Here is a 19,973-nt window from a genome sequence, read left to right on the forward strand (position 1 = left end):
CCAAGAGGTGGCTGTCCTGTGAGTAACCCGTTAACCCTCTTTTGCCGTCGCATTGGTCATGAGTTTTCGTCGCCAGAGCTGCTGGAGCTTGCCGTAACCCACCGCAGCTATGGTGGTATGAATAACGAGCGGCTTGAGTTTCTTGGCGACTCAATTGTCAATTTTGTGATTGCTGAGGCACTGTTTCAGCAATTCCCCCAGGCCAGGGAAGGCGAGTTGTCGCGTTTGCGGGCACGCTTGGTCAAGGGCCAGACATTGGCTGAGTTAGCCCGAGAAATGCAGGCGGGTGAATGCTTGCGTTTGGGCTCTGGTGAGATGAAGAGCGGCGGGCATCGTCGTGACTCGATTCTGGCCGATACCGTGGAGGCGGTTATTGGGGCGATTTACCTAGATGCCGGTATGGAAACAGCCCGAGCCAGGGTGTTGGACTGGTTTGCTGGGCGCCTTGAAGCTACCAGCCTGAAAGATACTCAGAAAGACCCTAAAACGCGCTTGCAAGAGTTTCTTCAGTCCCGTCAGGAGGCGCTGCCACACTATGAGGTGGTGTCTGTTGAAGGGGAAGCGCATGACCAGACCTTTACGGTCGTGTGTCAGGTTGCGCTGCTAGATAAATCGCCGAAAGGCGTGGGCACAAGTCGGCGTCATGCCGAGCAGCAAGCCGCCGAATACGCGTTGGCCAGTCTTGAATCTTCCGGGGTACGCATATGACTCAGACCTGTGGATTTGTGGCCATTGTAGGCCGCCCGAATGTTGGCAAGTCGACCCTGATGAACAGGATCCTCGGCCAGAAAATTTCGATTACCTCGCGTCGTCCACAAACGACTCGCCATCAGGTAATGGGCATTAAAACGCAGGATGATGCTCAGTTTATCTACGTAGATACGCCAGGGATTCATAAGCTGGGAAGTGACCGCAACAAGGCCATAAACCGCTTTATGAACCAAGCAGCAACCCAGGCATTGCGCGATGTAGATTGCGTGATATTTATTGTTGACCGCACCCGCTGGACAGAAGAAGACCAGATTGTGCTGGATCGTTTGAGTAGTGTTGATGCGCCGGTGGTGTTGGCTGTTAACAAGGTCGACCGAGTTGAAGATAAAACCACGTTACTGCCCTGGCTTGCTGAGCTAGCGACGCGGCGTGACTTTGCCGCCATCGTGCCGATTGCTGCGCAACATGGCACCAACCTTGACCAGCTTGAGGCAGAAGTGGGCAAGCACTTGCCAGAAGGCATGCACCATTTTCCAGATGACCAGGTGACTGACCGTAGCCAGCGGTTTCTGGCCTCTGAGCTGGTACGCGAAAAAGTCATGCGTCAGCTCGGTGATGAGTTGCCCTACCAGATGACCGTTGAAATTGAAGAGTTTCGTGATGCGGGGCGCGTGATACACATTGGCGCACTGATTTTGGTGGAGCGACAAGGGCAGAAAAAAATCCTGATCGGTGAGAAGGGCGAGCGCATCAAAATGATTGGCCGCGAAGCGCGGCTGGATATGGAAAAAGCCTTCGAAGCCAAAGTTATGCTCAGTTTATGGGTCAAGGTTAAGCGAGGCTGGTCTGATGATGACCGCGCACTAAAAAGCCTGGGTTATATCACCAACTGATACAACGGCCTTGTTGGATATCGGCTAATGCAACCAGCACCCGCGTATTTGCTGCATAAACGCCCCTATCGTGAAACCAGCGCACTGGTTGAGCTACTAGTGCTGGGGCATGGGCGGGTGCGTGCGGTTGCTCGGGGTGTACAGCGCCCAGGCAGCCGCAGCCGTAGCACGTTACAGCCGTTCAGCCCATTACACCTGACCTGGTCGGGTAACGGGGAGCTCAAACGCCTGATCCTGATTGAAAGCCGTGGCAGCGCTGCCATGCTTGCTGGAGAAGGTCTGTTGTGCGGTTTTTATGCCAATGAATTACTGACCCGCCTGCTGCCGGTGGAGCTGGTGGCTGATGACGTCTTTGCTTTTTACGCGGCAGCACTAGAGGCCTTTGCTCGGCCTGATGCCAGAGCCGCTGCATTACGTGATATTGAACTCGCGTTGCTTGATATTCTGGGCGCGCGCCCCCGCTTTACCACCCCGCAAGGGGGTGAGCTTGATCCCCATGGTCGCTATCGGTTGGAGCCAGACAGTTGTGCCTTTGTTCCTGACGCACGGGGAATTGACGGACGCACTCTGCGGCTATTGGCCAGCCACGACTGGCAGTCGCCCGGCCTGAGTGGGCCTGCAAAAGCGGTGACTCGAGCGGCATTAGCCCCCTTGCTGGGAAATCGGCCACTGCGCTCTCGAGAGCTGATGCAGCAACTCGTGCTACGCCGTCGTCAACAAGCATCTTAAATAACACCAACTTAGCGTTACCAGTGATATGCTCGTGTCATATCACCCACCGTTTCATGACTTTCCGTGGAGGTTTGCATGCGTCCCCCCCGTATTTTGCTTGGTGTCAATATTGATCATGTCGCGACGCTGCGTGAGGCCAGAGGCACGCGCTATCCCGACCCCATTCAGGCTGCTTTGTTAGCTGAGCAAGCGGGTGCTGATGGCATTACCGTTCATCCCCGAGAAGATGCACGGCATATTCAGGTGCGTGATGTGCGCTTGTTGTCTCAAGTGCTTAATACACCCATGAACCTTGAAATGGCGATTACCGAACAGATGCTGGCGCTGGCTGAAGAACTGCAGCCCGCGCATGTTTGCTTGGTGCCGGAAAAGCGCGAAGAGTTAACCACGGAAGGTGGGCTGGATGTGGTGGCAGGGTTTGAGACGGTGGCGGCAGCCTGCAAACGACTCAATGCGGCGGGCTGTGAGGTGTCGTTATTTATCGACCCTGACAGCGCACAAATTGAAGCGGCAGCGCGTGCCGGCGCGCCAGTTATCGAATTGCATACGGGCACCTATGCGGAAGCTTGCGGCGCTCAAGCCAAAGAGGAATACGCACGGCTGACCGCCGCCGCTGAGATGGCCGATGAATTGGGATTGGTGGTGAACGCGGGGCATGGCCTTCACTATCACAATGTTGAAGCAATCGCGGCGATTCCTGGCTTGCATGAACTCAATATTGGTCATGCGATTATTGCCCGTGCCTTGTTTGTCGGCTTAGCTGAGGCTGTGGCTGAGATGAAGCGGCTCGTGATTGCCGGTCAGGACGCTGGTTTGTTGGCAGTGCTTGAGACACACGACCATGACCATGACCACGACGATGACTCCAGCAACGCGTAAGCTGATGTTTACGCAGCCAATGTATCGCGGAGCGACGCTGTGATTGTAGGGATCGGCACTGATGTTGCGCGAATTGCTCGCTTTGAGCGCGCCGTGGCGCGCCACGGTGAGCGTTTTATTGCGCGTATTCTTGGTACGGCAGAGCGTCGAGACTTTGCTGAGCGCGGCCAACCGCCCGCGTTTCTTGCCAAACGCTTTGCTGCCAAAGAGGCGTTTGTTAAAGCGCTGGGGACTGGGCTGAGGCACGGCATCAGCTGGCAAGAGATCCAGGTCAGCAACGATGCGCTGGGGCGGCCAGTGCTGGTGTTGTCTGGCAAGGCTCAGGAATCGGCAACGGCGGCAGGAGTTAACGTCACACATCTGTCATTATCAGATGAAACGGATGTGGCAATTGCTTTTGTGGTGCTAGAAAACTGAGCGATATACTGGCATCACAATGCGCGCAGCAGATTTTTTATAAGGCCATAACATGCAATTTCCTACCCTAGAGCAAACCATCGGCAATACGCCACTGGTCCGCCTGAAACGCATTACGGCTGGCCATAACAACGTGTTGCTGGCCAAGCTGGAAGGCAACAACCCCGCAGGCTCGGTTAAGGATCGTCCTGCGTTGGGTATGCTTGAGCAAGCCGAAAAGCACGGTGTTATTCAAGCGGGAGACACCCTAGTTGAGGCAACGTCGGGAAACACTGGCATTGCGCTTGCGATGGCTGCAGCTATTAAGGGGTATCGGCTGATACTGATCATGCCAGAAAGCGCGTCCCATGAGCGCAAGCAAGCCATGGCCGCTTATGGTGCTGAGCTTATAGAAGTCAGCCGTGAAGGAGGGATGGAAGAGGCCCGAGACTTAGCGGATGCAATGCTTGCGCGGGGGGAAGCTAAGGCGCTGGACCAGTTTGCTAACCCAGATAACCCGCTGAGTCACTATGGCTCCACCGGCCCTGAACTGTGGCAGCAAACAGCAGGAACCCTGACCCATTTTGTGAGTGCCATGGGAACCACAGGAACCATCATGGGTGTGTCGCGCTATCTGAAAGAGCAAAACTCAGCGGTGCAGATTATCGGCTTGCAGCCTGACGAGGGCGCAAATATTGCCGGTATCCGTCGCTGGCCTGACGCGTATCGGCCATCAATTTTCGAGCCATCCCGAGTTGATCAGCTGCTGGACATTAGCCAGCGTGAGGCTGAACACACCATGCGGCGCCTGGCGCGAGAAGAAGGCATCCTCGCCGGCGTGTCTTCCGGCGGTGCGTTAGCAGGGGCGTTACGCGTGGCAGATACGGTCGAAAACGCCGTTATTGCGTTTATCGTCTGTGATCGTGGTGATCGCTACCTATCGACGGGTCTGTTTGCTACACAGGCCTGAACCTGACCAAGACAGGTAAGGAGTTGTTGCATCATGGTGAAAGTGCGTGAGGATCAGCCGCTGACAGACGAGGGCAGGGTTGACGTCGAGCGCTGGATCGAGCACCTCCAATGTGACGTGCCGCTGGATGATGTCGACCAGATGCGCATGGCATGTGAGCTGGCTGAATCGTTGGAGCGGGAGGCCGACCGGCCACATCGGTTGTGGCTTGAGCGCGATTCCAGCTTTCGCATGGGCCTGGAAATGGCCGATATCCTGTCGGAGCTGCGTCTTGATCAACCCGCGTTAGTGGCGGCGGTGCTATACCGTGCTGCCCGAGAAGGTATGTTGGCGCTAGATAAAATCGAGCCGTTGTTTGGGGCTGAGGTTGCGGGTCTGATTAATGGTGTGCTGCAAATGGCAGCCATCGATCGCGTCCAGATCGTCTCAGAGGGGGCTAGGCAGCACAATCAGCAAGAAAACCTACGCAAAATGCTGGTGACGATGATTGATGATGTGCGAGTTGCACTGATCAAAATCGCAGAGCGGACCAGTGCCTTGCGCCAAGTGCAGAACGCCCCACGCGAAAAGCGTATGCGAGTCGCCCGAGAGGTGTTTGAAGTTTATGCACCGTTAGCGCACCGGCTGGGTATCGGGCACCTTAAATGGGAGCTTGAAGACCTGTCGTTTCGCTACCTGCATGAAGATGAGTACAAGGGCATTGCCAAGCTGCTGGCCGAGAGGCGTCTGGATCGTGATCACTACATCAACCAGGTTGTCGAGACGCTCAAAGGCTTAATGGATGCTCAGGGTATTGCGCGTTATCAGGTCGATGGCCGAGCGAAGCACATTTATTCGATTTGGCGAAAAATGCAGCGCAAGCATATCGACTTTTCTCAGATGCATGATATTCGCGCCGTACGCATTCTGGTGCCTGAAGTCAGCGACTGCTATGCCATGCTGGGGATCGTGCACTCACGCTGGCATCATGTGCCCAACGAATTTGATGACTATATCGCCAACCCTAAGCAGAACGGTTACCAGTCGTTACATACTGCTGTTTTTGGCCCTGAGAACAAGGTGTTGGAAATTCAGATTCGCACCTTTGCCATGCACGACGAAGCCGAACTTGGCGTGTGTGCTCACTGGCGTTATAAAGGCCACGATACCGATAGCAAAAACTCCAGCTACGAAGACAAGATAGCCTGGTTACGCCAAGTGCTTGAGTGGCAGGAAGAGGTGGGTTACAGCGGTGAGCTGCGTGAAGGGCTGAAAAACGATATTGCTCCAGATCGCATTTACACCTTCACACCCGACGGCCATATCATTGACTTGCCGAAAGAAGCCTCGCCCATTGATTTCGCGTACCGGGTGCATACCGAAGTCGGTCACCGCTGTCGTGGTGCCAAGGTCAATGGGCGGATTGTGCCATTAACGTATCGTCTGAAAACTGGCCAACAGGTTGAAATTTTGACGGCCAGCAAAGGTGGGCCGAGTCGTGACTGGCTGAATCCCAGTCTGGGCTATGTGCGTACGTCGCGTGCTCGCTCAAAGATTCAGGCGTGGCTTAAGCATCAAAACCGCGACCTTAATCTTGACGAAGGTCGCGCGCTATTCGAGCGTGAAATGAAGCGCCTAGACGTGCCGGGTCTCGACACCCAACAGCTGGCCAGCAAGGTGAATTACACCTCGCCAGACGACATGTATGCCGCTATTGGCGCGGGCGATTTGCGTATTGGTCAGGTATTGCACCAGGCACAGCAGTTGTTCGGTGAAAGTGATGAATATGAACCGCTGGACAAACTACTGGCCAAGCCGCGTCGCCCCTCAGAGGGCAGCGCAGGCGACATTACCGTGCTTGGGGTGGGTAACTTGAAAACCAGCATGGCGAACTGTTGTCGGCCGGTGCCTGGCGAGCCGATTATTGGTTTTATTACCCAGGGTCGCGGCGTTACCGTGCATCGCAGCGACTGCCCCAACATTCTGCAGCTGAGTGTCGACGAACCGCAGCGTGTTATTGAAGTGGCCTGGGGGGATAGAGCCCGCACGCAGTATCCGGTAGATATCGAAATTGAAGCCTGGGATCGTGCTGGGCTGCTTAGTGATGTAACCACCGTATTGAGTAGCGAAAAGGTCAATGTTCTGTCGGTGAATACTCAGATGGGCATGGACGACGGGATTGCGCGTTTGTATATCACCCTGGAAGTGGAGGGGCTTGAAATGCTCGGCCGTCTGCTGACCCGAGTTCAGCAGCTACCTAATGTGTTTGAAGTGCGCCGCTTGCGACAAAAACCCGCCAATGTTGCTAACAGGAAGCGCAAATGAGTGCTCATCAGAATGACAACCTAGTCGCCAGCCGCTATGACCTTGACGACCTGCTGACTCTGATGACAGTGCTGCGTGATCCACAGCATGGCTGCCCGTGGGATGTTCGCCAACACTGGGACAGCATTGTTCCGCACACACTGGAAGAAGCCTATGAGGTAGCCGACGCCATCGAGCGGCGTGCCTATGACGAGCTGCCCGGAGAACTGGGCGACTTGTTGTTCCAGGTGGTTTTTTACAGCCGTATAGCCGAAGAAGAGCAGCGTTTCGACTTTAAGGATGTTGTGCATACGCTTACCGCCAAAATGCTGCGGCGCCACCCGCATGTTTTTCCTGAGGGCAGCTTAGCTTCGCGTCGCCAGGGTGTAAGCGCTGAGCAGCTGGAAAGTCGCCAGGTGAACGTTCGCTGGGAAGCCCTCAAAGACGAGGAACGCCAGCGCCGAGAAACGGCTGCTAGCGTCTCAGCACTGGATGATGTTCCGCACGCGCTGCCCGCATTATCACGCGCTGCCAAGCTCTCCAAGCGCGCCGCTCGGGTAGGGTTTGACTGGCCAGATACCACCGGTGTTGTCGCCAAGCTGCATGAAGAGTTGGGTGAGATTGAAGAGGCGCTGAATGCCGGAGACATCGAACACGCCGCTGATGAAGTTGGCGACTTACTGTTCGCCACAGTGAATCTGGCCAGAAAGCTTGGTGCTGATCCAGAAGCGTGTTTACGGGGTACCAATCGGCGTTTTGAACAGCGCTTTCGCTATGTTGAACAAGAGTTGGCTCGTGATGGTCAGTCGCCCAGCGAAGCGAGCCTTGAGCGTATGGATCAGTTATGGTGTAAAGCCAAGCAGGTGAAGGAAAGCCAAACAGGTGGTAACAACGAAGGGGGCTGACGGATGAGTACCGATCTACACGAATCATTGCGTGACAACGTCCGTATTTTGGGTGACAGCCTGGGGCATACCATTGCTGATGACCTGGGTGATGAATTTGTTGAGCGCATAGAAACCATTCGAGCGTTGGCCAAGCAAGGGCAGCAGGGCGAACGTGAAGGGCGGCAGGCACTGATCGAGTATCTGCGTGAACTGCCGGACAATGAACTTCTTCCCGTTACCCGCGCATTCAATCAGTTCCTTAATCTGGCTAATATCGCTGAACAGCACTATCGTGCGCGTTTTCGCCATGTGGAAGATTATAAGCCAGGCACCCAGCCCATCCTTGGCGACCTGCTTAAACGTGCGATTGATAAAGGCAACTCACCGCGGCGCTTGGTGCAAGCGTTGGCAGAAATGCGTGTCGAGCTGGTGCTGACTGCGCACCCTACCGAAGTTATTCGGCGCACTCTTATCCAGAAATACGACGCCATTGATGACTGCCTGGCTGATATTGAATCATCAGCGGACTACCCCGAGCGTGGAGCCCGTGCACGAGGTCGGTTATCAGAGCTGATCGGTCAAGCGTGGCATACCGATGAGATTCGCCACGAGCGGCCTACACCTGTTGATGAGGCTAAGTGGGGATTTGCGGTAATTGAAAACTCGCTATGGAAAGCCGTGCCTGACTTTCACCGTGACTTGGATAACCTGCTGCTGAATGTTGCCGGTGAGCGCCTCCCTCTAGATGCTGCACCCATTCGCTTCGCCTCCTGGATGGGGGGAGATCGAGACGGTAACCCCAACGTTACTGCCAAAGTCACTAGCGAAGTGCTGTTGCTGGGCCGCTGGATGGCCGCAGATTTATACCAGCGCGACCTGGAACAGCTCAAGAACGAGTTGTCGATGTGGAAGGCCAACAGTGCTCTGCGCGCTGAAGTGGGTGATGTTGCTGAGCCTTATCGTGAGCTGCTCAAGCGGCTGTTGGCTCGGGTGGAGTCGACCCGCGACTGGGCGAAGGCGCGTCTTGATGGCAAGCCCTATGACGGCGGTCCCATTATTGAAAACCGCGAGCAACTGTACGCGCCATTGCTGGCTTGTTATCGCTCGCTGTGTGATGTCGGGTTAGACATCATCGCCAATGGTGTGCTGCTTGATACGTTGCGCAGAGTGGCGGTGTTTGGGGTCACGTTGGCCAAGCTTGACCTGCGGCAGGAAGCGGCGCGCCATGAGCAGGTAATGGAAGAATTAACCGAGGCGCTGGATCTTGGCCATTACCGCGAGTGGACGGAGCCGCAGCGCCAAGAATTCCTGCTGGCCGAGCTGGCATCTCGCCGGCCGTTGATTCCTCGTCGTTGGGAATGTTCTGCTGAAACCCGAGAAGTGATCGACACCTTCCGAGTGGCAGCCAATGAGCCGGCTGAGTCGCTGGGAACCTATGTGATATCCATGGCTGCCCAGCCATCTGATGTGCTGTGTGTCGCCTTGTTAATGAAAGAAGTTGGTGGTGGTGCCAAGTTACCCATCGCGCCTTTGTTTGAAACGCTGGATGACCTGAATCATGCCCCCGGTGTTATCGACCAGCTGTTGAGCCTGCCAGGGTATCGCGCGCGAGTGGGCGATAGTCAGGAAGTGATGATTGGTTATTCTGATTCAGCGAAAGACGCCGGACAGCTGGCGGCGGCCTGGGCGCAATACCGAGCCCAGGAAGGGCTGGTTGAGGTGTGTCGTCGCCATGACGTTAAACTCACCCTGTTTCATGGGCGTGGCGGCACCGTTGGGCGTGGTGGTGGTCCTGCACACGCCGCAATTCTGTCGCAGCCCCCCGGTTCGGTGAACGGTAGCCTAAGGGTGACAGAGCAGGGCGAAATGATCCGCTTCAAGTTCGGTCAGCCGGATATCGCCTTACGCTCCATGGAAATTTACGCCTGTGCGGTGCTGGAAGGCACGTTATTACCGCCGCCAGAGCCGAAACCGGCATGGCGTGATGAGATGGAGCGCTTGTCAGAAGTGGCGCACCAGGCTTACGTTGGCGTAGTACGTGAAGACCCAGATTTTGTGCCTTACTTCCGTGCAGTAACGCCAGAGGCCGCTCTGGGCCGCTTGCCTTTGGGATCACGGCCTGCCAAGCGCAGACAGGATGGTGGTGTCGAGACACTGCGTGCGATTCCCTGGATCTTTGCCTGGACCCAAACACGCTTAATGCTGCCAGCTTGGTTAGGCAGCGGAGAAGCCTTTGCTAAGCGTTTGATGGAAGAAGGCGGGCTGGACGCGCTGCGAGAAATGCGAGACCAGTGGCCATTTTTCGGCACCTACCTCGACATGCTGGAAATGTTATTGGCCAAAGCTGACGTAGATATTGCAACGTACTATGAGCATCGGCTGGTGGATGAGCCAGCACTGGAGCAACTGGGTGAAAGCTTGCGGAAGCGGTTTGCCAACCTCAATGAGGCGTTGCTGAATATTCTTGACCAGCAAGCCTTGTTGGAGAGTACACCACTGATTCGCCAAGCCATCGAAGTGCGTAACCCGTACATTGACCCGCTGCATGGTTTGCAAGCCGAGTTATTGCAACGCAATCGCGACGCCGACGGTGCCATTAGTGCTGATTTGTCGCGCGCGTTAATGGTGACAATGGCAGGCATTGCCGCTGGGCTGCGCAATACGGGCTAATGCTGGGTATTACGCCGATATAAACCCGCCAAACGGCATCGGGCCACCCTGAAAGTCTCAGTGGTGGCCCGATGTGGTTTTGCTAGCTGGTTTAACTGGCTAGAGGGTATTCAGAAAGGAATATGTACTGAGGCCGTCACGATATTTAAGTGAGATAGACTGGGTTCGTCGAAGCGTTCGTAATTAAGCCGGCTAACGACCCCATTAACAGCCAAATGGGCACCAAAGCCATTAACTTGCGCCATGCCACCATCCACATTGGCACCAGGGCGGCCAGTAATGACCTCTCCTTGCCAGCCCGCAATGCCCGATTTGGCATACACGCCAAAGTCGCCCATGCGTATACCAGCTAATAGACTACCGCCTAAGCTTGTTGTATCCACCAATTGGCTGCTGCCCTGTCTGGCGACAAAAGGCACTTCTTCGCTTTCGCGATAATCAATTTCAGCACCGAAATCGAGCAGTGGAAAACCGACAGGTGAGAAGCCCGCCGTCAGCTTGAAGCCGGATGTCACGCCATCCATTGATGACACGCTATCCCCTTGCAGCTCAAGGCCATTATCAAGGTGAGTTAAATAAGCGCCTTGATAAAAGTAGCTGGATGCTTCAGTCGTATCGGGTTGGTACTGAGAAGCCAGCGCCTGCTGAGAGCCAAGTGATAGCACGGGCAGGGCTGTTAGCAGTAACAGGCGAGAGAACGTCGCCTGCTGAAATGCTTGCTGAGAGAGAGTCCTTATCGACACAGCCCAGTGCCGCTGGGTTCTTGACCTGTTCATGAACCTGCCCCCGGAAACGCTTGCCGCCGAGTTTGGCGTATCGTGAGTAATCAGTTATCAATAATAGCAGGCAGTTCAGCACTCGGCCAGTTGTGGCCAATGTAGGCAATCAGCCGCAGTTAGCGCGAGGCTAACCACGCCAATAGCGAATTAAGCTGTGGTGCAGGCACCCCATGAGACGTTGCTGCATCGCATAGCGGGCCGAGTATCGCCGCATGTTCGGTGGGTCGGTCAGCCAGAATATCCTGCAACATAGATGCACGGTTATTGGCCGTATTTTCAATGACTCCCCAAATGAGTGTTTGCCAGCCTGACGCCGGTGGTGCGATGTTTTCAGCGGCAAGAATCGCCTGAATCTCGTCGATCAACTCCGCCACCATCGGGCGAAACGGACGGTCGCGCAACTGCCCATTACGAATCTGGTAACGCGCCACTAAAGGGTTAATTGCCGCATTAATGGCTAACTTGTGCCACAACCTAACTCGGATATTAGCGACAGGCTCAGCGCTTAATCCCGCCGCTACAAGGCGCTGTGCCAGCTGAGCCGCTAGTTCGTTATGTGGGTTATTGAGGCTTCCTATTAGAGTGTGCCCGCGACCGGCGTGAACCACACCATCATCCCCTGTGAGATAAGCCCCCTGAGTCGTGGTTGCGCACAGCACTGGCCCAGGCCATGTCTGTGTAATACGCGGCTGTGCCAAAAAACCGTTCTGCCACAGCACCAGCGGGGTTGTGGGCGCAACCACACCGGCAATGCTGGCAAGCGCCGCCTCGGCGGCCATGGCTTTGGTGGTGATATGTATAAATCCCGGCGCAGGCAGTGGGTGAGAGGCTAGTGCCGCCGTTGTAACGCTCGCCAGCCGCTGAGTTCGCTCTTCATCTTCAGGGGTGGTCAGGTGTTGTTGTTGAGGCAGCGCACGCCGGCCAACTAACGTGGTGTCAGTGACGGGTGAAAGCGAATGTGCCAACAGGCGACCAATGGCCCCAGGGCCAAGTATCCAATGGGAAGTCATCGTTGATTTTTAGCCATTAGCAGCAGTGTTGCCGCCAAGCTTACCGTGTTCAGCACAAAGAAATGAAGGCGAGGTGAGCAGCAGCGTCACCGCCGCCGAAAGATCTCCATATTAACGCAGGTTTGTCACACGCCGATGCAGTTGAGCGAGCGGGTTTGGCTCACGCCATCGAGTTGTAGGTGATAGAAGAAACCAGCAAGAATTATGAGCGAGTAGGTGCTAAACGTAGCAAAAGAGCGCAGTGCACGGCTATTGGCTAATGCTGTGAATTAGTATTATCTGATAGCATTACGGCTAAGAAAATTTTGCTTAAGCGGCTGAGTCGCGCTACAGAGAAGAGGGGAGAAGCAGGTGTGGAAACGGGTGCAATGGTGCATGCAATATTGGTTTTCGCCCTAAGCTGCCCTGTTGGAAAAGCAGCGAGTGCGCTCTCCGTATTATGTCGCACGCGCTACGATTGTTGCTATCTAATACCTGTTAAAAGGAAAAGTATGAGTCATAAATGGGAGTTTTCAGTATCCGCTGGATCTTATTACCTCTCATTGACACAGAGCTTTAGAGGTAATGATATAAGCTTTGCATATGATAATGATCATTTAGGTATGCAGTTATATGGACTCTCATCGCATATCGATTCTCTATCAGAATCAAGCCATGTGGCTAAAAGACTTTATAGCTTGCAAGTATTGCTTAGAGTATCTTCGCCAAGTCCCTTTTAATAAGTCAAAGCATCCGGACACAGCAAGCTGTGCCGTTGTTCTTGGCGGACTTCAGAGCTTCGGTCGAATCTGGCGAAGTGCATGATGTGCGTTAAGCTGAACACGTTACGTTTCTAAGTTAGGTGGGCATGACGTGTTACTACCTTCTGAGGCCGATTAGTCGGTTCTTTTTTTAAAGCTGTTTAGCTTGCTAAGGGGGAAGTGTGGTTGAATCATTACGCGAGTTGCTAACTGAATTAGAGAAATTTGGCCAGGAAAATGATGCTGCCATTGCTGATCGTCCGCGTCGCATGTTGAATATCACTCGTGATACGGGGGAGTTTCTTTCAGTACTGACCCAAGCCACGGACGCAAAAAGAGTGCTGGAGATTGGCACCTCTAATGGCTATTCCACGTTGTGGTTTGCCCAGGCAGCTCAGAAGATTGGTGGGCACGTCACGACAGTAGAACTTGCCGAATATAAGTTCGATCTGGCAGCCATGAGTTTTGAGCGCTCGGGTCTTTCTGACTATATTACATCGCTGCAATGCGAGGCTGGAAAGTTGCTGGAAAGCGTGGAGGATTCTTCATTCGATCTGCTCTTTCTCGATTCTAACCGTTCTGAGTATGTGCCGTGGTGGCCGAATATTAAGCGGGTCTTGAAAGGTGGTGGGCTTCTGGTGGTGGATAACGCCACTTCCCATGCTGATGAAATAGCGGCTTTTATAGAACTTGTGTCGGCAGACCTAGATTTCGCCACGTGCACTGTGCCAGTTGGCAATGGTCAATTTATGGCAACGCGGGCAGCATGATATTTGAACCATTCAGCATGGATAATTGAGTGAATAAATAAACGTTTATGCCATATGTCGTTAATTTCTAGGAAAGATTATTGTGAATCCAGCTGTTCAGGCTAAGTTTGAAACCTATCCGGTGAGTGCTCGGCGGCAACTTGAGCGTGTGCGGCAGCTTATTCTGACAATAGCGGCTGAAGATGCGTTGGGCGATGTCGAAGAAGTGCTCAAATGGGGAGAGGCGAGTTACCTTGTCAAAAGCGGCACGACCATTCGCATCGATTGGAAAGCGAAAGACCCAGAGGTGATTAAGGTGTTTTTTCACTGCCAAACGCGTTTGATTGAAACGTGCAAAGAGATATATCGCAGTGAATTTGAGTATGAAGGCAAGAGAGCTATTGTGATCCCTTTGGGCATGAATATTGAGCAATCCCCATTAGGCCATTGCATCGAGTTGGCTCTGAAGTATCACAGGCTTAAGCATTTGCCCCTTCTCGGTGCGTAGCTGTTGGGTAGGGGGCCTTAAATATATAACGAATGAGTGAGCGATTGGCTCGCACAAAATTAGGTGCGTTAAGCTGGTAATGTAGGTGTTGCTCGGTACGCGTGTTCTGAAGAAGCCTTATGACAGCCCCCATGACAGCCCTTGCAAAGAATACGGTCTGGCTTTGAGACGATGAACGCTCGAATGGCTGGCAGCACGTCTGTTGTACGATCAAGCGTTTGCGTTTGTTAATACGTATGTGACGCTCAAATGCTATTATTTTGCCGCTAGCACTTTTCCGCTAACTCTAAGGATGGACTCAAATGCTGACACTCATCATTGTTTTGGTAGTTGTCGCCGTTATCGTGTTTTACGTTATCGGAATCTACAACCGTCTTGTTTCGTTGAAAAATCGCTTTGAGAACGCCTTTGCTCAGATTGAAGTACAGCTTAAGCGGCGGCATGACCTCATTCCCAACCTGGTAGAGACCGCCAAAGGCTATTTGAGCCATGAGCGGGAAACGCTGCAGTCGGTCATTGAGGCTCGTAACACCGCAATGGCCGGACTGAAAGCGGCGGCGGCGAACCCTGGTAGCGCTAAGGCGATTGCTGATCTTGGGGGGGCTGAAGGTGCGCTAACTCAAGCGATGGGACGACTCAATGTCGTTATGGAAGCTTACCCGGACCTCAAAGCGTCGCAAAATATGATGCAGCTGTCAGAAGAGCTCACCAGCACGGAAAACAAGGTGGCTTTTGCGCGTCAGTCATTCAATGATGCGGTGATGCACTACAACACGTATCGGCAGAGCTTCCCGCCAGTGGCGGTGGCTGGCATGTTTGGGCATGGTCAGGATGCCTCATTGCTAGAATTTGAAGACAGCGCCCAGATCCAAACAGCACCCAACGTGTCATTCTAAGGATTGCGCAGGAGTCAGGGGTAAATGGATTTTTTCACTGCTCAGGAGCACGCTCGGCGCAAAACCTGGCACCTGGTTGTTTTGCTGGTATTAGCCGTGCTGGTGTTGGTTGCCGTGACAACATTGGCAGTTGCCATCGCCTTGCAGTTGATGAGTAGCACAGAGCAAACCGGTTTTTCGGTGCAGGAAGTGCGGTCTGCGCTCTCATTCCAGCTGGTTGCTGCTGTGGCTGTTGGGGTGCTGGCTGTTGTGGTGTTGGGCGGCCTATTTAAACAGCGTCAGCTAAGTGGTGGTGGGCGAGTCGTCGCAGAAGCGCTGGGTGGGCGCGAGATTAATTTAACGACCCTCGACCCCGATGAACGCCGCATTCTTAATGTCGTTGAAGAAATGGCCATTGCATCGGGCACGCCGGTGCCTTCCGTTTATATTGTAGAGGACGAGGGCATTAATGCTTTTGCGGCAGGGCATCAAACCAGCGATGCGGTGATTGGTATTACCCGAGGCACCATTCGCAACCTGACACGGGAAGAGTTGCAGGGGGTCGTCGCGCATGAGTTTAGTCATATTCTGTATGGCGATATGCGGCTAAATATACGCTTGGTCAGTGTGCTCCACGGTATTCTGCTGATTGGGCTATTGGGCGGTACGTTGCTACGTAGTATGCCCTATCGGCGTGCCGGGGGCAGTAAGCGTGACAACTCAGCGGCGGTAATTTTTGGGTTGGGAGCGGCACTAATGGTGATCGGCTATGCGGGCACCTTTTTTGGTAATCTGATTAAGTCAGCGGTCAGCCGTCAGCGCGAGTATCTGGCGGATGCCTCCGCAGTACAGTTCACCCGTAACCCTTATGGCATTGGTAATGCGCTGGTCAAGATTGGTGCGCATAGCCAGGGTTCCTACTTGAAAGCGCCACAGGCAGCTGAATTCAGCCACCTGTTTTTCGGCCAGGGCATCAAGCTGCGGTTTGCTCGTATGATGGCGACTCACCCGCCATTAAAAGAACGTGTTCAGCGGGTCATGCCAGACTGGGATGGTCGCTTTGAGTCTCGCTTTCCTCCGCAGGAAACAGACCATGAGGCCCCTAGTTCCGTCGATAGTGGCAATGGTAGTGGTAGTGGTAATGGTAGTGGCGATGATAATGACAATGATAGTGGCGATGGCAATGAAGATCGTTCTGTTGCGACGCTAAGCAAAACAACGTTAGCTGCTGTATTAACTGCGACTTCTGCCCAAACGGCCATTAACACTATCGGCCAGCCGAGCCAACGCCATCTGGCGCAAGCCAGAGCAACGCTAAATGCCCTGCCAGAACGAATCAAAGCTGCGGCCCATGAGCCCTATACCGCTCGTGCGTTAATTTATGCACTACTGCTAAGCGATGAACCGTCAGTTCGTGAGCAGCAGTTAGACGCGTTACAACAAATTGCCTTGCCAGAGACGTATCGAGCCCTGGTGGACCTTGGCCCAGAGGTGTTGACGCTGGATGTCGGGTTACGTCTACCGCTGGTAGAGGTGGCACTACCCGCAGTCAAGGCGCTTTCCGCTGAGCAGGCCCAGCACTTCCGCCTCTGCATGGAGCGCTTGATCAGCGCGGATGGCCACACCAGCTTGTTTGAGTGGGCGCTGTATCAGCTGCTGTTGAACCATCTGGGCGAAAAGGGCCGCAGGCTCTCTCATCTTAAACTCAGTGAGTTACAGCAAGAATGCCAACGTCTGCTCAGTGTGTTGGCAGCAGCTGGCCAGGATAGTCCTGAAGAGATTAGCGCAGCGCTTAACGCAGCGGAAGGTGAGCTGCCGTTTTCTCTGTCTGCCCTGGACGACGTCAGTGATATGCGTGCATTAAGCTTTGCCGTGGAGCGTTTACGGCGCGTAAAGCCGTTGCAAAAGCCCGTTCTTTTGCAAGCCATGGCGCGCTGCATTGAGCATAGCGGGCATATTCGCCCAGCCGAAGCTGAGTTGTTTCGGGTAATTGCAGATATCCTCGGTTGCCCAATGCCACCTTTGTTATCAGATGAGCGATAGGGTTGAAGGAGCATGCTTTCAATAGTCGAACGGTCTGCCGTAGGCTCATCCTTTGGGATTGGCCCACTTGGATGCTGGCTCCTCAATGCTGAGTTCTAGGTAAGGCATGGGAGCACACCTTAGCGAAATACTCAGGTGTTGCACTTGGTTTCTGCGGCCAAGGGGTAGTTGAGTTTCCTTCCATGGCGCAAGCGCAAGGTCGATATGGCTCGGCGGTTTATAAAGAGATTCGCCCCTTGCGCATCCATCATACTGACGGTGATGTCGTTTTAGTTTGGTAAGTAGAAACAACCAGCCATTAAAAAATATACATTTTTTATTACCTCAACAGGCCCTAGCCAGTCAGACGTTCTCCACGTAGGATTTCCCCCGCCGGACCGGAACCCGGTAACCCGTCATTCGGGTCATTGATTGACGATAAATTCTCCGACGATGAGTACCCTTCATGTCTCACCCTACCTCTACGCCTGCCCACGACTGCCCGGCAGTGGTGGTCTATTCCGGCGGTATGGATTCTTTCACTCTGTTGCACCGCGCCCTGCGTGAGCATTCCAGCGTGCATGCTTTGTCCTTTGATTACGGCCAGCGCCATTCCCGCGAGCTGGAAATGGCCCAGCAGGTCTGTAAAACGCTGGGTATCGCGCACCAAGTGGTGGATATTCGCGCTATTCATGGCCTTATTGACGGCTCTTCGCTGACCGATGCCAGTCAACCTCTGCCAACAGGGCGATACGCGGCCGATAATATGCAGTCAACCGTGGTGCCTAACCGCAACATGATTCTGCTGTCGATGAGCATCGCCAAGGCGATCAATATTGGTGCCCGTGATGTTTATTATGGCGCCCACGCGGGGGATCACCTGATCTACCCGGATTGCCGGCCTGAGTTTGTTGCCGCCATGCAGCACGCCGCTGGGCTGGCGGATTGCAACCCGGTGAAGGTGCATGCGCCTTACCTGCATGCCAGCAAGGCCGATATTCTTGCCGATGGCCTGCAGATGGGACTGGACTACACGAATACCTGGACCTGCTACCTGGGCGAAGCCTTTGCCTGCGGTGAGTGCGGCAGCTGTATTGACCGCCTTGATGCCTTTGCTGCCAATGGCATTGATGATCCTGTCGCTTACGCGTCTATACCCTCTGACCGGCCAACTGCCCGCGGGGAATAGCTATGTATCATGTAAAGGAAGCCTTCTACACCTTGCAGGGTGAGGGGGCACAGAGCGGTCGTGCCAGCGTTTTCTGCCGTTTCAGCGGGTGTAATTTATGGTCCGGCCGAGAGAAGGATCGCCGCTCGGCGGTGTGCCGTTTCTGTGATACGGATTTTGTTGGCACGGATGGCGTTAACGGCGGGCGGTTTTCGAATGCCGCTGCGCTGGCGGAGCATATTGCCTCCCTTTGGCCCGCCATCCCTCACGGCAAACCTCCCAGGCCTTATGTGGTGATGACCGGTGGTGAGCCACTGCTACAGGTGGATACGTCACTGATTGAAGCACTGCACGCGCGAGGCTTTGAGATAGCGGTGGAAACCAATGGTACCTTGGCGGTGCCGGAGGGCATTGATTGGGTGTGCGTCAGCCCCAAAAGTCAGGCCCCGCTGGTGGTGACAAAGGGCGATGAGATCAAGCTGGTTTACCCGCAGCAAGATGCCTTGCCTGAGCAGTTCCGTGACCTCGACTTCACGCATTTCTACCTTCAGCCGATGGATCAGCGCGCTTTGAGCCAGTCCACCGGCGACCCGGTCAGCCAGACAGTGGCTTACTGCATGAGCCATCCGCAGTGGCGTCTGTCCATGCAACTACACAAATTCGCAGGTTTCGAGTAATGGCACTTTTTGTTAATCATTTGACCCATCTGGACGTTTCGATCTGGAGCTCTGTGCACGGGCTGACCGGGATGAGTTGGCGGGTCAACGCGACCCTGGAAGGCGAGATTGGCGCAGACGGCATGCTGCTGGATTTCGGCGAGGTGAAACCCTGGATCAAGCGCGTACTGGATGACGGACCAGACCATACCTTGCTGGTGCCGGAACAGGCGGAAGGTGTCAGCGTTTCCAGCCACAGCGGAACCTGCCTGTTTGAAGCAAGCACCCCGTATCCGTTTCAGATGGAAGCCCCGTCTCAGGCGCTGACGGCGCTGCCAACACCAGAGGTGAGCGAAGCGGATATTGTGGCTCACTGTGAAGCGCTGCTGAATGCCCGTTTACCCACTAACGTTACCGGTGTGCGTCTGACACTGGAGGCTGAGCACATTGAGGGCGCGGAGTTTGGTTACAGCCACGGCCTGAAGCGCCACATGGGGAATTGCCAGCGAATTGCCCACGGCCATCGTTCTCGCCTGGAGATTCATCAACATGGCGAGCGTGTGCCCGCGCTGGAGCAGGAATGGAGTAACTGGCTGCAGCATCGTTACCTGATTGAAGCGGAAGATATTGTCGAAGCCAGCCCGGACGATAGGGTGACATGCCGATACCGCGCCGCCCAGGGAGAATTTACCCTGAGCCTGCCAAAAGCCGCCACCGCGATTCTGGATACCCCGACCACGATTGAAAATATCGCCCGCTGGATTGCCGGGCAGGTGGCTCAGCAAACCGGCGAGCCGACTCGGGTGGTGGTGTTTGAAGGCATCAGTAAAGGTGCAACAGCTGACGCATAGTGCCATTGTTGGTAGCTTTTGAGTTTATGCGCTGTACTAGTTATCCAAGACCAGTATGAAAATCAAGCTCGATAGCTGTGGTGCTGTGGTTTAGCCCCTGGCTTCTATAGTCCAGCGTTCCTTGGTTTGAGGGTGCGGCGCGCTTCACGCGTCCATCTTCTCTCTAAACCTTGAAGCAGCCGCATTATGCGGTT

18 protein-coding genes and 1 pseudogene are annotated in these 19,973 nt (G+C 54.4%); 17 read left to right on the forward strand and 2 right to left on the reverse strand.

What is annotated here, in order from left to right; all coding sequences use genetic code 11:
• The first annotated feature begins 18 nt into the window (after nucleotides 1-18).
• The 9 genes from rnc to ppc all read left to right on the forward strand — a co-directional run bounded on the left by rnc (nucleotide 19) and on the right by ppc (nucleotide 10,421).
• Nucleotides 19-708, forward strand: coding sequence for a ribonuclease III (gene rnc / locus H616_RS0106200; RefSeq protein WP_027966586.1), 690 nt, complete (start codon nucleotides 19-21; stop codon nucleotides 706-708).
• Nucleotides 705-1,604 carry a GTPase Era gene (gene era, locus H616_RS0106205; protein ID WP_027966587.1) on the forward strand — a complete coding sequence of 300 codons (900 nt, stop codon included), beginning with the start codon at nucleotides 705-707 and terminating at the stop codon, nucleotides 1,602-1,604. Before rnc ends, era begins: the two co-directional genes overlap by 4 nt.
• Before the next feature lie 27 nt (nucleotides 1,605-1,631).
• Nucleotides 1,632-2,333 (forward strand): DNA repair protein RecO, encoded by a 702-nt coding sequence (gene recO, locus H616_RS0106210; protein WP_027966588.1) that lies wholly within the window; start codon nucleotides 1,632-1,634, stop codon nucleotides 2,331-2,333.
• 78 nt (nucleotides 2,334-2,411) lie between these two features.
• On the forward strand, nucleotides 2,412-3,215 hold the full coding sequence (pdxJ, locus tag H616_RS0106215) for a pyridoxine 5'-phosphate synthase (protein ID WP_027966589.1): 804 nt from the start codon (nucleotides 2,412-2,414) through the stop codon (nucleotides 3,213-3,215).
• Between the two features lie 39 nt (nucleotides 3,216-3,254).
• Nucleotides 3,255-3,632, forward strand: a complete 378-nt coding sequence (acpS, locus tag H616_RS0106220) for a holo-ACP synthase (RefSeq protein WP_027966590.1) — start codon at nucleotides 3,255-3,257, stop codon at nucleotides 3,630-3,632.
• 52 nt (nucleotides 3,633-3,684) lie between these two features.
• Nucleotides 3,685-4,581, forward strand: coding sequence for a cysteine synthase CysM (gene cysM / locus H616_RS0106225; protein ID WP_027966591.1), 897 nt, complete (start codon nucleotides 3,685-3,687; stop codon nucleotides 4,579-4,581).
• Between the two features lie 33 nt (nucleotides 4,582-4,614).
• Entirely contained in the window at nucleotides 4,615-6,885 is a 2,271-nt protein-coding gene (relA, locus tag H616_RS14350) for a GTP diphosphokinase (RefSeq protein ID WP_051234046.1), read from the forward strand.
• Complete coding sequence (gene mazG, locus H616_RS0106235; protein WP_051234048.1) at nucleotides 6,882-7,769, forward strand: nucleoside triphosphate pyrophosphohydrolase; 888 nt, start codon at nucleotides 6,882-6,884, stop codon at nucleotides 7,767-7,769. Before relA ends, mazG begins: the two co-directional genes overlap by 4 nt.
• Before the next feature lie 3 nt (nucleotides 7,770-7,772).
• Complete coding sequence (ppc, locus tag H616_RS0106240) at nucleotides 7,773-10,421, forward strand: phosphoenolpyruvate carboxylase (protein ID WP_027966593.1); 2,649 nt, start codon at nucleotides 7,773-7,775, stop codon at nucleotides 10,419-10,421.
• Nucleotides 10,422-10,531: 110 nt separating this feature from the next.
• Here ppc and H616_RS14355 read toward each other — a convergent pair whose 3' ends face one another.
• Together H616_RS14355 and H616_RS0106250 are read right to left on the reverse strand one after the other, a co-directional pair.
• Nucleotides 10,532-11,197, reverse strand: a complete 666-nt coding sequence (locus H616_RS14355) for a hypothetical protein (protein ID WP_051234051.1) — start codon at nucleotides 11,195-11,197, stop codon at nucleotides 10,532-10,534.
• Nucleotides 11,198-11,316: 119 nt separating this feature from the next.
• Nucleotides 11,317-12,210 carry a ketopantoate reductase family protein gene (locus H616_RS0106250; RefSeq protein WP_027966594.1) on the reverse strand — a complete coding sequence of 298 codons (894 nt, stop codon included), beginning with the start codon at nucleotides 12,208-12,210 and terminating at the stop codon, nucleotides 11,317-11,319.
• A gap of 922 nt (nucleotides 12,211-13,132) precedes the next feature.
• Between H616_RS0106250 and H616_RS0106255 the strand changes: the two genes are divergently transcribed.
• The 8 genes and pseudogenes from H616_RS0106255 (at nucleotide 13,133) to H616_RS0106285 (ending at nucleotide 19,779) form a co-directional block, all read left to right on the forward strand.
• A complete protein-coding gene (locus H616_RS0106255) occupies nucleotides 13,133-13,720 on the forward strand; it encodes an O-methyltransferase (RefSeq protein WP_027966595.1) in 588 nt (195 codons plus the stop codon).
• An 82-nt stretch (nucleotides 13,721-13,802) separates the two neighbouring features.
• Complete coding sequence (locus H616_RS0106260; protein ID WP_027966596.1) at nucleotides 13,803-14,207, forward strand: DUF1801 domain-containing protein; 405 nt, start codon at nucleotides 13,803-13,805, stop codon at nucleotides 14,205-14,207.
• 302 nt (nucleotides 14,208-14,509) lie between these two features.
• Nucleotides 14,510-15,103: a LemA family protein gene (locus H616_RS0106265; RefSeq protein ID WP_027966597.1), complete on the forward strand. Its 594-nt coding sequence runs from the start codon at nucleotides 14,510-14,512 to the stop codon at nucleotides 15,101-15,103.
• Nucleotides 15,104-15,127: 24 nt separating this feature from the next.
• Entirely contained in the window at nucleotides 15,128-17,125 is a 1,998-nt protein-coding gene (locus tag H616_RS0106270) for a M48 family metallopeptidase (RefSeq protein WP_027966598.1), read from the forward strand.
• Nucleotides 17,126-17,301: 176 nt separating this feature from the next.
• A pseudogene (locus H616_RS15795) lies at nucleotides 17,302-17,406 on the forward strand (DUF1330 domain-containing protein); the annotation flags it as partial.
• 164 nt (nucleotides 17,407-17,570) lie between these two features.
• Nucleotides 17,571-18,293 (forward strand): 7-cyano-7-deazaguanine synthase QueC, encoded by a 723-nt coding sequence (gene queC, locus H616_RS0106275; protein WP_027966599.1) that lies wholly within the window; start codon nucleotides 17,571-17,573, stop codon nucleotides 18,291-18,293.
• A gap of 2 nt (nucleotides 18,294-18,295) precedes the next feature.
• Complete coding sequence (queE, locus tag H616_RS0106280; RefSeq protein WP_027966600.1) at nucleotides 18,296-18,949, forward strand: 7-carboxy-7-deazaguanine synthase; 654 nt, start codon at nucleotides 18,296-18,298, stop codon at nucleotides 18,947-18,949.
• Nucleotides 18,949-19,779, forward strand: a complete 831-nt coding sequence (locus H616_RS0106285) for a 6-carboxytetrahydropterin synthase (protein ID WP_027966601.1) — start codon at nucleotides 18,949-18,951, stop codon at nucleotides 19,777-19,779. The genes queE and H616_RS0106285 overlap by 1 nt, the downstream gene beginning before the upstream one ends.
• Nucleotides 19,780-19,973 lie beyond the last annotated feature (194 nt).

The organism is Halomonas halocynthiae DSM 14573 (assembly GCF_000425725.1).
Lineage (GTDB): Bacteria > Pseudomonadota > Gammaproteobacteria > Pseudomonadales > Halomonadaceae > Halomonas > Halomonas halocynthiae.